We start from the raw sequence: 14,105 nt of genomic DNA, 5'->3' as shown, positions 1-14,105 counted from the left end.
ATCGGGAACTTCAGGAGCAGACCGTGGACGACGGGCGCTTGAGGGGCGATGGCCGGCTCGGTGACGACTTCACCGGCGGCTGGGCCGAGGCCGGCGAAGGCCGGGAGGACTGGAAGTCCTTCCGGGACCGAGTGGACCGCGAGTGGCGCGCCCGGCGCGCCACGGGATCCGACGCGGACCCGGTGCGGGAGCCGCCGAACTGGCTGACGGACTCCAACGCCGGGCAGCAGCCGATCACCGGCGAGTACCGCGACCGCCTCCTGGGCGGCCCGGGTGCCGAGCTGTTCGGCGGCGCGAGCGGGCCGCTGTACGACTCCGCGGAGTTCGCGGCGTTCAGCGCGCAGCGCGACGGCTCGCCGGGACCGTCGTCCAACGAGCTGGCCGAAGCCCTGCCGCTGCAGGCGGCGGGCGAGTTCGTCGACGAACCGCCGGTGGCCGAGGTGGAGACGTCCGGGCTCGTGCGCCCGTACTTCCGCACGCGCGGCCGGACGAGGCCGACCTACGACCTCGCGATCGAGGCCCTGGTCTCGACCAGCGAACAGGGGCGCGTGCTGGACCGCGTGCGCGTGCCCGAGCACCGGTCCATCTGCGATCTGTGCATCGACACCCGCTCGGTCGCGGAGGTGGCGGCGCTGCTGCGCCTGCCGCTCGGCGTCGTGCGGGTGCTCATTGGTGACGTGGCGGGTCTCGGACTGGTGCTGGTGCACACCACCAGCAGCACTTCCTCGGGCGACCGCCCCAGTATCGAGTTCATGGAAAGGGTGCTCAGTGGGCTTCGGAGAATTTGACTCCGACGCGAACACACCGCAGGTGACGGGTCCGACCTCGTCGGCCAAGATCGTGGTCGCGGGTGGGTTCGGTTCGGGCAAGACGACGCTGGTCGGGGCGATCTCGGAGATCGACCCGCTGACCACCGAGGCCATGATGACCGAGGCGAGTGTCGGCCACGACGACACTTCGGCCACGCCGAACAAGACGACCACCACGGTCGCCATGGACTTCGGCCGGATCTCGCTCGACTCGGACCTCGTGCTGTACGTGTTCGGCACGCCGGGCCAGCACCGGTTCTGGTTCATGTGGGACGACCTCGCCGTCGGGGCGATCGGGGCCGTGGTGCTGGTGGACACGCGCCGCCTCGCCGACGCGTTCCCGTCCATCGACTTCTTCGAGAACCGGAAACTGCCGTACGTGGTCGCGATCAACTGCTTCGACCGGTTGCTGCACCACCAGATCGAAGACGTGCGGCACGCGCTGACGATCTCACCGTCGGTGCCGATCATGGCCTGCGACGCTCGCGAGCGTGACTCCGCCAAGCAGGTGCTGATCTCGGTCGTGCAGCACGCCATCGCTCACGACACGGCACTGAGGGCAGGCTAGAACCCGAGTACCCGGAACCGGGTGCGGCCGTTGGAGTGAACTCCACGTGCTTCACCCGCTTCGGGGAGTGGTGCCTCCGACCGGAGTAGGGCCCCACGCCCGCTCTTCGGTACGGTCGGGGCCGGCAAGGCCCGAACGGGCAGCCGAACGGTCGGTGACCTGCGCAGACACCCCGCTGCGCACAGTTGCCGGCGCCACCACCGAGTGACCCACGTAGGCGTGGTCCCGCTGGGCTTCGCGCGGTGTGCGTCCGTATCGGTACGCACAGTGCTCGGGTGCTCGCCCGACGCGGACTCGACAGTGTCGGGCGGGTGAATACGCTGGAACGGCGTCTTCACGCCCGCCCGGCGATCATGGCGGTGTTCGGCGGTGTTCGACCAGTTTGGAGGGACAGTGACCGTTTCCGGCCAGGAAGGCCAGGGCACGTTCAGCTGGCTGATCACGGACTTCGTGCGCCGGGTGCCCGGCGCCGCCCACGCCGTGCTGGTGTCGGCCGACGGTCTCCTGCTCGCGCCGTCGGAAGGTCTGCCGCAGGAGCGCGCCGAACAGCTCTCGGCCGTCGCGTCGGGCCTCGTGAGCCTCACTCAGGGCGCCGCGCGGTGCTTCGAGGCCGGTGGTGTGAACCAGACGGTGGTCGAGATGGAGCTCGGGTACCTGTTCCTGATGTCGGTGTCCGATGGGTCGTCGCTGGCCGTGCTGGCCGCCCCCACGTGTGACATCGGCACGGTCGCGTACGAGATGACGCTGCTCGTAGAGCGCGTCGGCCAGCAGATCACGCCGGAACTGCGCGCCCAGCTCCAGGGCGGGGTGCGTGGTTAGTACATGAGGATCTCCGGCTTCGGCGAACAAGACACGGGCGCTTGGGACGCGCTGCACAAGGGGACCGATCGTGAAGGCGTGGACTCGCCGAGCCATTTCGAGCTGAGCACGCTGAAGACGATGCTGCCGCACCGGCGGCCGGCTGCTTCCGCGGTGCCGCCGCCTGCACCTGTTCGTCCCGTTGCTCCGGTTCCGGCTGCTCCCGAGTCTTCGTCGTCTTCCGAGTACTACGACGATGACGGGTACGAGTGGGTCGAGGACGGGGAGTCGGGGTACTGGCAGGAGACGGGGACTTCCTCGGGCTACTACGACGCCGAGTCGTACCTGACGCACGAGGACCGGCAGGTGCCGGAGGACTCCGCGTACTACCAGGCTCCGGAGCGGCGGCACCTGGCCGCGGTGGAGGAGCCTGAGAGCGCGGCGGGGTATCAGCAGGATGCTGCTAACGCCTCGGGGTACCAGCGGGTTCCGGAGTCCTACGGCTATGAACCGGCTCCTTCGGACGCGGCTTACGCTTCGGGCTGCCAGCAAGCTCCTGTCGCTGACGACTACCACCGCGGGACACCGGCTCCCGACGCTTACGCCACGGGCTACGAGCAGGCTCCCGCCTCCGATGCGGCTCATGCCACGCGGTACCGCCAAGCACCGGCTTCCGATGCCTATGCCATGGAGTACCACCAGGCGCCGGGCTCCGATGCGGCCTCGGGCTACCACGAGGCGCCGGCGTCTGACATGGCCTACTTCCAGGCTCCCGCTTCCGACGCCGCTTACTCCACGGGCTACCACCGGGCTCCGGTCTCCGACGCGGCTTTTGCTTCCGGCTACCACCAGACGCCCGCTCCGGATTCCTACGCTCCGGGCTACCAGCACGCCGAGCCGTACTCCTCCGGCCACCACCAGCTGCCTGCGTCCGATGCCGGCTATCCGGTGGACTACAACCGTTCTGCCGCACCGGAGTCGCACGCCGAGCACCACCGCCCGTCCGGCGACGAGTACTCCTCGGGCTACTTCGAAGCGCCTGCCTACGAGTCGGCCGAGTCGACCGGCCGCCACGCTGTCGTAGCGCCTTCGCACCAGGACCAGCGCCGCGCCGCCGTCGACATCGCCGACCGCGACCGGCCGCACCGGCCCACGCCGGCCGACACCGGCTACCTCCCGCCGGCCGACGCCCAGCACCGCCTCGCCGAGCCCCCGGAGCGCATCACCGGTCGCCGCCGCGCGCCCGAACCCGTTGCGCCGCAGCAGGATTCGTATGCGCCGGAGCCTGCCACGCAGCAGTACGCGCCCGAACCCGTTGCGGCACACCAGGATCAGGACCCGGCCGAGCCGTACTCACCCGAGCCCGAGCAGGCCTGGTCCCGCGAAGACCGCACTCCGGCGGCGAAACCGGCCAAGTCCCGCGTCCGTCCGTACGCCCGCACCCGCGGCCGCACGCGCTCCGACCACAACCTCGCGCTCGAAGCCCTCGTCTCCACCAGTGACGACGGCCGCCGCTACCGGGGTGTGCGCTCGATCGAGCACCGCCGCATCTGCGACCTCTGCCTGGACACCCGCTCGGTCGCGGAGATCGCCGCCCACCTCCACCTGCCGCTCGGCGTGGTGAAGGTCCTGGTCGGCGACATGGCCGACATCGGCCTGGTCCTCATCCACCAGACCGAACTCGTGCTGGGCGACCGCTCCTCGCGCGACTTCATGGAGCGCGTGCTGCAGGGCCTGCGCAACCTCTGAGCCGTCAGAGGGCGCTGCCGGTGCCGGCTCCGCGCAGCAGCGTGTCGACGACGATCGTCGCGAGCGCGTCGGGGCTCTTGGCGTCCGTGTCATGCGCGGCTTCGTGGATGAGCGCGTAGTAGACGCGGCGGGTCCAGTCCAGGTCCACGTCCGCGCGCAGCACGCCGGCTTCCTGCGCGCGCCGGAACAGCCGCGCGCAAGTTTCGCGCACCTCCTCGTGCACCCGCGCGACCTCGGGGTTCGCCGAGGACGCCTGGCTCATCGCGAAGCCCCAGCCGATCTTCACGCCGAGGACGTTCGCCGTCGCCTGGTACAGCGCCACCAGCGGTGGCACGGCATCCGGGTGCGCGGCGTCCACCGCCGAGGCGAAGCGCTGCGTGGCCCACAGTGCCAGCGCGTCGACGAGAGCTTCCCTGGTCGCGAACCGCCGGTGCACGGTCGTCCGCGCGACGCCGGCGGCCTCGGCGACCTGCTCCATCGTCGCGGCCGGATCGCGGCTGAAGGTCTGCTCGGCCGCCTCGAGGATCGCGGTCATCGTCCGCTCGGCGTCCGCGCGCAGGGGTCGGGTGCTCATGGCGAGACTTTACATCACTGTACCTGTTCTCCTCTTAGTTGCGTCATTTTTGTTGCAAGTAGTAGCTTAGCTGCACGTCGATGACGCAACTGGGAGGTAATCGCCATGGAGTACACCCGCCTCGGCCGCAGTGGGCTCACGGTCTCGCGGCTCGTCCTCGGGACCATGAACTTCGGCTCACGAACGTCCGAAGAGGACAGTCACGCCCTCATGGACCGCGCGCACGAGCACGGCATCACGTTCTTCGACACCGCCAACGCGTACGGCGAGCAGCCCGGCGGCACCGAGGAGATCCTCGGCCGCTGGTTCGCCCGCGGCGGCGACCGGCGTGAGCGGACCGTGCTGGCCACGAAGCTCTTCTCGCCGACCGGCGACGGCCCGAACGACCGCGGCCTGTCCGCGCGCCACATCCGCCACGCGATCGACGCGTCCCTGCGCCGGCTGCGCACCGACCACGTCGACCTGTACCAGATGCACCACATCGACCGCGCCACGCCGTGGGACGAGATCTGGTCGGCGTTCGAAGTCCTTCACCAGCAAGGAAAAGTGCTGTACTTCGGCTCGTCCAACTTCGCCGGCTGGCACCTCGCCCAAGCGCAGGAGGCCGCGGCGTCACGGCACTTCCTCGGCCTGGTGAGCGAGCAGTCGATCTACAACCTGCTGTCGCGCTGGGCCGAGCTCGAAGTGCTCCCCGCCGCCCGGGCCTACGGCCTCGGCGTCATCCCCTGGTCCCCGCTCCACGGCGGCATCCTCAGCGGGGTGCTCCGCAAACAACGCGACGGCAGCGCCGACCGCAGCGGCACCGGCCTGTGGGCGGCCAGCCTCACCGCCCACGCCGACTCCGTCGCCGAGTACGAGAAGCTCTGCGCCGACCTCGGCGAAGACCCCGCCCACGTCGGCCTGGCCTGGCTGCTGGCCCAGGACGGCGTCACTGGTCCCGTCATCGGCCCCCGCACCGCAGCCCACCTCGACGGCTCACTGCGCGCCCTCGAGCTGAAGCTGGACGCGGACACCCTCGCCGAGCTGGACCGGATCTTCCCGGCCCCGGGTCCGAACGGCGCGAAACCGGCGCCGGAGGCCTATGCCTGGTGAAGGCCTACTCCTCCACCAACGCGGCCGAAGTGATCCGGTGCAACGGATACCGCTCGTGATCCGTTCCCTCCAGCACGCCGCCGCCCACGCGTACGGGACGCACGACGCGCTGGCTGGCCGTGCCGCGGGAGTCGACGAAGCCGATCCACACCTCGCGGCGTTCGAGGGTCGCGCGGGAGAGCAGTTCGAGCGTCGCCGTCGTGTCGGCGCCCCCGCCGGAGTGGGCGCGAACGGCGGAGCCGCGGCGGCGGGCGGTGGCCGCGTCGCCGGCGCGGAGGTTGGCGACGATGCGCGTGGCCTGGTCGTCGGTGAGCACGGCCTGCTCGCCGGGGCGTGAGCGGGCCGCTCGCGTGCGCGCGGGCAGCCGTCGGCCGGACGGGCGGATGTCGACGACGCGGCCGTCCGGGCCTTCGGCGGCGGGTGCGAAACCCGCACTGCGCAAGGCTTCCAGGACTTCGCCGAGCGGCACGGGGCTGATCAGGACCGTCGGTGCGATCATGCGCAGGTCGTAGTCCGCGGCGACGGGGTGGGCGAGCACCTCGGCCAGCAGGGCCTCGTCGTCACAACGAAGGAACGAGCCGGCGGCCCCGCCGCGCAGGCGGCCGTGGCGGCGGGCGACGTCGTCGATCAAGTACGTGAGCGCCTGCGGCACGGGGGTGGCGGACTTGGCGCGGAACAGCGCGTGGAGCTCGTCGGCCGTGCGGCCGGTGTCGAGGGCGCGGCGCACGGTCGTCTCGGTGACGCGGTAGACCGTCGCGTGCCCGGCCGACTCGATGTCGGCGACGGCGGCCATGGCGGTCGCGAGCTCGGGCTCGAGTGGTCCCGGCGCGACGACCGTGAGGTCCGCCTGCACCAGCACGTGGTCGACCGGCGTGGGCAGGGCGTCGTGCATCGCCTCGACGGCGCCGGGGCGGTCGTCCTCCAGCAGCAGCCGCGTGGCGGTGGTCAGCGCGCCCAGGCCGACCAGGCCCAGCGCCGACGCCTCGGCCATCGTCCAGCGCACGGTCTCGTCGCGCAGCCGCCCGCCTCGCCGCGGCGCGCGCCACGCGAGCACGGCCACCAGCTCGTCCACGCTCTTCACCCCGGACCCGGGTGCCAAGTCGCCCAAGGCAATGAGTACCCGACGCCGCGAAACCGGCGCCAGCGGCCGGCGCAGGTCCTCCGACAACGGCGCGATCGGCTTGTCCTTCGCGTCCCGCCCGCCGGCCAGCCCGGGCAGCCGCGGCAGCTCCAGCCACGCCTGCGCGAGCGTCATCCAGCGCTGCACGGTCGGCGACGCGAGCCACGAATCCGTGAGCGTGGTCGGCACCCACTCCGGCGTCGTCGCCTCGCTGTCGGCCACCAAGCCGGCGCCCACGGCCAGCTCCGCGACGAACGACGCGCGCGCCTCGTCGGTCTCCAGGTCCTTCGCCAGCTTCCGCAGCTCCCGCACACCCAGCCCGCCGGACTTGAGCACGGGTGGCGGCGTGACCGACCACGAACGCAGCAGCGTTTCCATCTGCCGCAACAGCTCCATCGCCTCGCCGGCCGCGGTGGAGTCCACAGTGTCCGTCTGATGTGGATGGACGGGCAGCTCCGGCTCGACCAGTGTGGCCGCCTCGAACGCCACCCCGCCGCGCAGCAGCAGACCCAGCTCGCGCGGCAACTCCACCGTCTGGTCGTCACGCCGCAGCAGCAGCGAGCGCGCCAGCAGCTTCTGCACGGGCGTGGCCGCGTCGGACAGCGAGACGTCGAAGCTCGCGTCGCGCGTGCGCCCGATCGGCGGGCCCGCGGCCAGCGCGGTCAGCACCTTCCGCTCGTCGTCGCCGACCTCGGCCAGCCGTGCGGCCAAGTCGGTCGAAGCCAGCGCCGGCGACGGCGCCCCGAGGCCGGCCGGGAACGGCCCCAGCGCATCCCGGGCCGCGGGCGGCACCCGCAGCTCGTCGTCCTCGCCCCAGACGAGCGCCCGCGCCCGCAACCGCGTCAACGGGCCCGAAATGTCCGTTCCGACCAGTGCGGCCACCTCAGCCAGCGAAACCGGTGCAGTGTCCGCCCCCGCCACGAGGAAGCCGTCGAGGACGGCCAGGGTGAACGTGTCGAGGTCCTCGCAGGCGCGCGCGACGGAGCCCGGCGTGCCGGCGCGCGTGGCCAGCACGGTGGTGTCGGAAGGTGGCGGGGTCGACAGATCGCGACGGGTGCGCAGCAGGTCGGCGAGTGCGTCGTCGGACTCCGCACGCAGCCAGTCCGCCAGAGAGGTCGCGGGCATAGACGTCCAGGATACCGGGCGGGTGAGCGGGCGCCGGGGGTGTTCGGGCAGACTGTGGGCGAACCGGCGGCACCAGTCGATGGAGGGCGTTGTGGCGAAGGGCGAGAACGGCAGGAAAAAGGGCATCGACCCCACCTGGCCGGCGGAAGACGGTGAGCACCCCGTGTCGGAGCTCGCGTCCGACCGTCAGGGGGCGCTGTCGCCGTTCGGCGACCTGACCTTCCCGCTCGACTCGGTGCCCTACGTGCACCCGGAGACGGAAATCAACCGCTGATTCCCCACTTCTGGGGAAACAACCGTAGTTACTGGTCAGTCACCCGGTTGGGGTCGGGTGGCGGCGGTCACGGGGCTAGTGTTCGAAGCGTCCTAGCCACAGGTTTCCCAGCGGGGAGTTAGTGCCATGCCGGTTCCCGGTCCCGGGTATTCGATCACCGTCCGGGTCGAGGCCCCGGCTTCCTCCACGGCCGCCGGTGACCTCACCACCGCCGTCGGCCGCGTCGGCGGGGTGCTCACGGCGTTCGACGTCGTCGAGTCGCACGCCGACACGATCGTGGTCGACATCAGCGCCAACGCGCTGTCGGAGAACCACGCCCAGGACATCACCCAGGCACTCGACTCGCTGCCCGGCGTGAAGGTCCGCAAGGTCTCCGACCGGACGTTCCTGATCCACCTCGGCGGCAAGATCGAGGTCACGCCCAAGGTTGCGCTCCGCAACCGTGACGACCTCTCCCGCGCGTACACCCCGGGTGTCGCCCGGGTGTGCCAGGCCATCGCCGCGAACCCCGAGGACGCGCGCCGCCTGACCATCAAGCGCAACACCGTGGCCGTGGTCACGGACGGCTCGGCCGTGCTCGGCCTCGGCAACATCGGCCCGGCCGCCGCGCTGCCCGTGATGGAGGGCAAGGCGGCGCTGTTCAAGAAGTTCGCGGGCGTCGACGCGTGGCCGGTGTGCCTGGACACGCAGGACACCGAGGAGATCATCAAGATCGTCAAGGCGATCGCGCCGGTCTACGCGGGCATCAACCTCGAGGACATCGCCGCGCCGCGCTGCTTCGAGATCGAGGCGCGCCTGCGTGAGCAGCTCGACATCCCGGTGTTCCACGACGACCAGCACGGCACTGCGATCGTCGTCGTCGCGGCCCTGCGCAACGCGCTGCGCGTGGTCGGCAAGGAGATCGAGGACTGCAAGATCGTGGTCAGCGGCGTCGGCGCGGCCGGCTCGGCCATCATCCGGCTGCTCCTGCGCAAGAACCCGGGTGACATCGTGGCCGCCGACATCGATGGCATCGTCCACCCGGACCGCGGCAACCTCGACGACAACCTGACCTGGATCGCGAACCACACCAACCGCGACAAGCAGGCCGGCACGCTGCACGAGGCCCTCGTGAACGCCGACGTCTTCATCGGCGTCTCGGCCCCGAACCTCTTCGGCGCCGACCAGGTGGCGACGATGAACAAGGACGCCGTGGTCTTCGCGCTGGCCAACCCGGACCCGGAGATCGACCCGCTCGAGGCGCAGCAGCACGCCGCCGTGGTCGCCACCGGTCGCAGCGACTTCCCGAACCAGATCAACAACGTGCTGGCGTTCCCCGGCGTCTTCCGCGGCCTGCTCGACGCCGCGGCGCACAACATCGACGACAACATGCTGCTCGCCGCCGCCGACGCGATCGCCGACGTGGTGGACCAGAGCCGGCTCAACGCGTCGTTCATCGTGCCGAGCGTGTTCGACAACGCGGTGGCCCCGGCCGTCGCCGAAGCCGTGAAGGCGGCCGTGCGCGCGGAGGCCACGGCCGGCTGAGTTCCTGAGACGCCGGAAGGCCCCGCCATCGCCAACCGCGGTGACGGGGCCTTTTTGTCGGCCGGGACACCGCTGGCATAGCCTCCTGGGGTGAGTGAACTCAGCCACGTCGACGAAACCGGCGCCGCGCGGATGGTCGACGTCTCCGGCAAGACGGCGACCGCGCGCACGGCGCTCGCCGGCGGCACGGTGCACACCACCGCCGAGGTGGTGGATCTGTTGTCCGCCAACGGGTTGCCGAAGGGCGACGCACTGGCGACGGCCCGGATCGCCGGCATCATGGGCGCCAAGCGCGTGCCGGAACTGATCCCGCTGTGTCACCAGATCGCGTTGTCCGGCGTGAAGGTGGAGTTCGAACTGGACTCCACCGCCGTCCACATCAGCGCGACGGCGAAGACCACCGATGTCACCGGCGTCGAGATGGAGGCCCTCACGGCCGTCGCGGTCGCGGGGCTCACGCTGCACGACATGATCAAGGCCGTGGATCCGGCCGCGACGCTCGACAACGTCCGCCTGATCCGCAAGGACGGCGGCAAGACCGGCACGTGGGAGCGGCAGTCATGAGCGAGGCACGGGTGATCGTGGCGTCCAACCGGGCCGCGAAGGGCGTCTACGAGGACAAAACCGGCCCGGTGCTCGTGGAGTGGCTCGCCGGGCGCGGTTACGCGGTGCCCGACCCGGTGGTCGTCGAAGACGGCGAACCGGTGGGAATCGCCTTGCGTGCGGCGGTTTCCGAGGGCGTCGCGGTGGTCCTGACCACCGGCGGCACGGGCATTTCGCCGACCGACCGCACTCCGGACGTCACGCGCGGAGTGCTGGACTACGAACTTCCGGGCGTCGCGGACGCGATCCGCTCCGCGGGCCTGCCGCACGTGCCGACGGCTGTCTTGTCGCGTGGCCTCGCCGGTGTCGCCGGCCGCACGCTCGTCGTCAACCTGCCGGGCTCGCGCGGCGGAGTGAAGGACGGATTGGGCGTGCTGGAGGGAATCCTGGACCACGCCGTGGACCAGCTCGCCGGTGGTGACCACCCGCGGCCCGCCGCGGAAGACCAGGCCAACGCCGACCAAGCCGCGGAGTCCACGGAGAACTCCGCCTCCGTCGCCGACGCGATCGCCGCGGACTCGCTGCCGGCGGATCCGCTCGAAGCCAAGACGCCGAGCACACCTCCGGTTCGCATCCTCCGCGCGGAGGTCAGCGACCAGCCGCTGTCCGTCGACGAGCACGCCCGTCTCGTGGAGGACGACGCGGCCGGCGCCGTCGTCACCTTCGGCGGGGTGGTGCGCGACCACGACGGTGGCAAGGGCGTGCGTGACCTCATCTACGAAGGCCACCCCACCGCGGGCGAAGTGCTCGCGCAGGTCGTCACCGAGCTCGCCGCGGGCTGGACGGGCGTTCGCGCCGTGGCCGTGAGCCACCGCGTCGGCCCGCTCGCCATCGGCGACGTGGCGCTGGCGTGCGCGGTCGCCGCCGAACACCGCGGCCAGGCTTTCGCGGCCTGCGCTGACCTCGTCGACGAGGTGAAGGCCCGGCTCCCGATCTGGAAGCACCAGCACTTCACCGACGGCTCCGACGAATGGGTCAACTCACCCTGATCCGCCGGGGCCGCCGTTCGCCAGACCCCACGAAGGGCCCCACCGCCGGGGGAATTCGCGGTGGGGCCCTTTCGTCGGATCACAGCCAACCGAACGCTGCGCCCTGAAGGGACTTTCACGACCTCACGAGGAGGTCAGGAGTCACTTGGTGGCGATCTTCTGACCGACCAGGATCAGGTCGGGGTTCGGGATGTAGGCCTTGTTCAGGGCCTGCAGCTTCTGGAAGCCACCCTGAACGTTGAGCTGCTTGGCGATCTTCGACAGGCTGTCGCCGGACACGACGGTGTAGTCACCGTTCGGGTTCGAGCTCGGCACGCTGGTGACCGGGGTGCTGGCGACCTTCTTGGGGGCGCTCGTGCTCTTCTTCGAGGTCGACTTCTTGGCGGTCGACTTCGAAGTCGACTTGGTCGACTTCGTCGACTTGTGCGCCGCGGTCGAGCCGCCGGCACCCTTGCCGTAGCAGTTCGGCCACGCGCCGCCGCCCTGGCCCGCGAGAACGCGCTCGGCCACGGCGATCTGCTGCTCACGGGAAGCGTTCGCCGCGCTGCCGGTGCCGCCGTAGGCCTTCCAGGTGCTCTGCGTGAACTGCAGGCCGCCGTAGTAGCCGTTGCCGGTGTTGGTGTTCCAGTTGCCGCTGCTTTCGCACTGCGCGACAGCGTCCCAGTTGGTCGCCGACGCGGGGGTCGCGGCGATCGCGATGGGCGCGCCGACCGCGATCCCCGCGACAGCGACGCGGGCGATGGTGCGGGTGGCGGCGGACATCTTGCGGTGCTTGCCTCGGTAAGACATGAGAACACTTCTCGGTTTTCCTGCGCCTACGAGCCCGAAGGCTGAGGGCCGGGTTGGGAGCCCGTCCGCCCGTTGCCGGGCGGCAGACGCGGACAGCGCACGACGCGCGGTCTTCGTCCCCTCGTCCCTGTCCGGAAATGCTTTCGCTCGGGGTATGGGTCCGGGGATCCGCTGGACAGGGCTAGGCGCTACGGATTCCCGGTCTTGCTCGGTCGGTCGGGGCCAACCGAAAAGCGACGGTACGTAACGAGAGCCGTGATCGGAAATTATTCGGCATGTGACCTACGTCACAGTAACAGCAAGCAACCTCTCACGATCGGCATGTTTTCGCAGGTCAGAGGGCCGTTATCTGCCCGTTTTCTGCCTGAGATATTTCACGGATCGTGAGGCTTGGATCACGTCGATAAGGCGTCAACGGTCCATTCGTGCGGCCATTGAGTCGGGCACCTTAAACCACTCAGTGCGAAGTCCGCCAGTGCACGCCGAGTGGTTCTGTAGGAGTCCTGGAATACGCCGTGAGCGAACTACTCCGGAGAGTAGGTATTGACAAGAATGGCCGCTCACGGCGCCTTGAGCGCCACTCGGGTTGGTCCGGACCAACTGGCCGGACAGGCGGGTTCGGGGGTCCAGTGAGCCGCTGAGCCGGGTCTGCCGGGGTCTCGCGAGGGTCAGCCGCCGGCGAAGGGCGGGAGCACGTCGAGTTGCGCTCCGTCACTGAGGGCGCGATTCTGATTACGGACGGCAACCTCGTTCAGCAGGAAGCTCGCCGCGTCGAGAATGCGCGGCAGCGGTCCCGGATGCAGCTCGCGCACCAGGCGAACGGCGTCCGCGACGGTCGAGCCCTCGGGAAGCTTCAGCTTCTCCTCTTCCACTCCCGCCGCCGCGCGGGCGGAGGCGAAGTAGCGGACCAGCACGGTCATCGGTTCGAGGGACTGGGGTGACATCTCATCCGCCGATCGCACTCATGGGCCGGATCGGCTGCGCGAACCCGGCTTCGTTGATCTCGTGGCCCGCGAGCTTGCCCCACATCGTGGCCCGCCACGCGTCCGCCACCTCTTCATCACGCGCGCCCGCGCGCACGAGGGCGCGCAGGTCGGTCTCGTCGTTGGAGAAGAGACAGGAGCGCACCGCGCCGTCGGCCGTGAGCCGGGTGCGCTCGCACGCGGCGCAGAACGGCCTGGTCACGGACGCGATCACGCCCACGTCGCCGGGCCCGCCGTCGACCAGCCACCGCTCGGCCGGCGCGCCGCCGCGGGCGGCCGGGAACGGCGACAGCGAGAACTCCTCGCCCAGCACCCGCAGGATCTCCTCGGCCGTGATCATCTCGCCGCGGTCCCAGCCGTGCTGCGCGTCGAGCGGCATCTGCTCGATGAACCGCAGGTGGTAGCCCTCGTCGAGGCAGAACCGCAGCAGCGGCACGGCCTCGTGCTCGTTGAGCCCGCGCATCAGCACGGAGTTGACCTTCACCGGCGCCAGCCCCGCGTCGCGCGCGGCCGCGAGGCCCGCCAGCACGTGGGAGAGCCGGTCGCGGCGGGTGATCTGCTCGAACAGGGCGCGGTCCACGGTGTCGAGCGACACGTTGATCCGGTCGAGGCCGGCCTCGACGAGGCCCTTCGCCCGTTTCGCGAGCCCGATCCCGTTGGTGGTCATGGAAACCCGCGGCCGCGGCTGCAGTGCCGTGACGCGCGCCACGATGTCCTCGAGACCCCGCCGCAGCAGTGGCTCACCACCGGTCAGGCGGATGTCGGTGACACCCAGCATCTCGACGGCGATGCGCATGAGCCGCACCAGCTCGTCGTCGCTGAGCACCTGCTCGCCGGGCATCCAGTCGAGGCCTTCGGCGGGCATGCAGTAAGTGCAGCGCAGGTTGCAGCGGTCCGTGAGCGAGACCCTCAGATCCGTGGCCACGCGGCCGAACTGGTCGAGCAAGCCCGGATGGTCGGGGCGGGGTGCCGAGGGCACGCCGGACGAACCTCGTGTACCGGGGACGCGAGGAAACCCGAGATGTACTGCCGTCATTACTCACAGCTTAACTCGTGAAGGTCGGAAAAGCCGCCTCGTCCTTATCCGGGACGCGCCGGGGAACGGACT

At 70.5% G+C, this 14,105-nt stretch carries 14 protein-coding genes; 9 read left to right on the top strand and 5 right to left on the bottom strand.

Annotation, left to right across the window (positions count from 1 at the left end):
• Positions 1–23 precede the first annotated feature (23 nt).
• The 4 genes from ACQPXB_RS45390 (at position 24) to ACQPXB_RS45375 (ending at position 3,924) form a co-directional block, all read left to right on the top strand.
• Positions 24–788 carry a DUF742 domain-containing protein gene (locus ACQPXB_RS45390; RefSeq protein WP_366582488.1) on the top strand — a complete coding sequence of 255 codons (765 nt, stop codon included), beginning with the start codon at positions 24–26 and terminating at the stop codon, positions 786–788.
• Positions 769–1,377 (top strand): GTP-binding protein, encoded by a 609-nt coding sequence (locus ACQPXB_RS45385; protein WP_285972089.1) that lies wholly within the window; start codon positions 769–771, stop codon positions 1,375–1,377. Before ACQPXB_RS45390 ends, ACQPXB_RS45385 begins: the two co-directional genes overlap by 20 nt.
• A gap of 393 nt (positions 1,378–1,770) precedes the next feature.
• Complete coding sequence (locus ACQPXB_RS45380; RefSeq protein ID WP_285972090.1) at positions 1,771–2,196, top strand: roadblock/LC7 domain-containing protein; 426 nt, start codon at positions 1,771–1,773, stop codon at positions 2,194–2,196.
• Between the two features lie 3 nt (positions 2,197–2,199).
• Positions 2,200–3,924, top strand: coding sequence for a DUF742 domain-containing protein (locus ACQPXB_RS45375; protein WP_432848159.1), 1,725 nt, complete (start codon positions 2,200–2,202; stop codon positions 3,922–3,924).
• A 4-nt stretch (positions 3,925–3,928) separates the two neighbouring features.
• Here ACQPXB_RS45375 and ACQPXB_RS45370 read toward each other — a convergent pair whose 3' ends face one another.
• Positions 3,929–4,498 (bottom strand): TetR/AcrR family transcriptional regulator, encoded by a 570-nt coding sequence (locus ACQPXB_RS45370; protein ID WP_432848157.1) that lies wholly within the window; start codon positions 4,496–4,498, stop codon positions 3,929–3,931.
• Between the two features lie 105 nt (positions 4,499–4,603).
• Between ACQPXB_RS45370 and ACQPXB_RS45365 the strand changes: the two genes are divergently transcribed.
• The gene (locus ACQPXB_RS45365) at positions 4,604–5,590 is read left to right on the top strand and encodes an aldo/keto reductase (RefSeq protein ID WP_386950844.1); all 987 of its coding nucleotides are present in this window, start codon (positions 4,604–4,606) and stop codon (positions 5,588–5,590) included.
• 4 nt (positions 5,591–5,594) lie between these two features.
• Here ACQPXB_RS45365 and ACQPXB_RS45360 read toward each other — a convergent pair whose 3' ends face one another.
• Positions 5,595–7,835 (bottom strand): helicase-associated domain-containing protein, encoded by a 2,241-nt coding sequence (locus ACQPXB_RS45360; RefSeq protein WP_432848155.1) that lies wholly within the window; start codon positions 7,833–7,835, stop codon positions 5,595–5,597.
• 91 nt (positions 7,836–7,926) lie between these two features.
• On the opposite strand from ACQPXB_RS45360, the gene ACQPXB_RS45355 reads away from it, so the two are divergent.
• The 4 genes from ACQPXB_RS45355 (at position 7,927) to ACQPXB_RS45340 (ending at position 11,225) form a co-directional block, all read left to right on the top strand.
• Complete coding sequence (locus ACQPXB_RS45355; protein ID WP_220244626.1) at positions 7,927–8,109, top strand: hypothetical protein; 183 nt, start codon at positions 7,927–7,929, stop codon at positions 8,107–8,109.
• A gap of 126 nt (positions 8,110–8,235) precedes the next feature.
• On the top strand, positions 8,236–9,633 hold the full coding sequence (locus ACQPXB_RS45350) for an NAD-dependent malic enzyme (RefSeq protein ID WP_285972095.1): 1,398 nt from the start codon (positions 8,236–8,238) through the stop codon (positions 9,631–9,633).
• 90 nt (positions 9,634–9,723) lie between these two features.
• On the top strand, positions 9,724–10,197 hold the full coding sequence (gene moaC / locus ACQPXB_RS45345; RefSeq protein ID WP_366582493.1) for a cyclic pyranopterin monophosphate synthase MoaC: 474 nt from the start codon (positions 9,724–9,726) through the stop codon (positions 10,195–10,197).
• Positions 10,194–11,225, top strand: a complete 1,032-nt coding sequence (locus ACQPXB_RS45340) for a molybdenum cofactor biosynthesis protein MoaE (protein WP_366582494.1) — start codon at positions 10,194–10,196, stop codon at positions 11,223–11,225. The genes moaC and ACQPXB_RS45340 overlap by 4 nt, the downstream gene beginning before the upstream one ends.
• Positions 11,226–11,366: 141 nt before the next feature.
• Here the strand turns inward: ACQPXB_RS45340 and ACQPXB_RS45335 are convergent, their stop codons facing one another.
• From ACQPXB_RS45335 to moaA, 3 genes are all read right to left on the bottom strand, one after another.
• Positions 11,367–12,014, bottom strand: coding sequence for a transglycosylase family protein (locus tag ACQPXB_RS45335; RefSeq protein ID WP_366582495.1), 648 nt, complete (start codon positions 12,012–12,014; stop codon positions 11,367–11,369).
• A 668-nt stretch (positions 12,015–12,682) separates the two neighbouring features.
• Entirely contained in the window at positions 12,683–12,934 is a 252-nt protein-coding gene (locus tag ACQPXB_RS45330) for a MoaD/ThiS family protein (protein ID WP_220244621.1), read from the bottom strand.
• 25 nt (positions 12,935–12,959) lie between these two features.
• Complete coding sequence (gene moaA, locus ACQPXB_RS45325) at positions 12,960–14,033, bottom strand: GTP 3',8-cyclase MoaA (RefSeq protein WP_366582496.1); 1,074 nt, start codon at positions 14,031–14,033, stop codon at positions 12,960–12,962.
• Between the last annotated feature and the right edge of the window lie 72 nt (positions 14,034–14,105).

Source organism: Amycolatopsis sp. CA-161197, assembly GCF_050942255.1.
Classification (GTDB): domain Bacteria; phylum Actinomycetota; class Actinomycetes; order Mycobacteriales; family Pseudonocardiaceae; genus Amycolatopsis.
The sequence above is the reverse complement of the archived record's forward strand: the minus strand, read 5'-3'. Positions and strand labels throughout refer to the sequence as shown.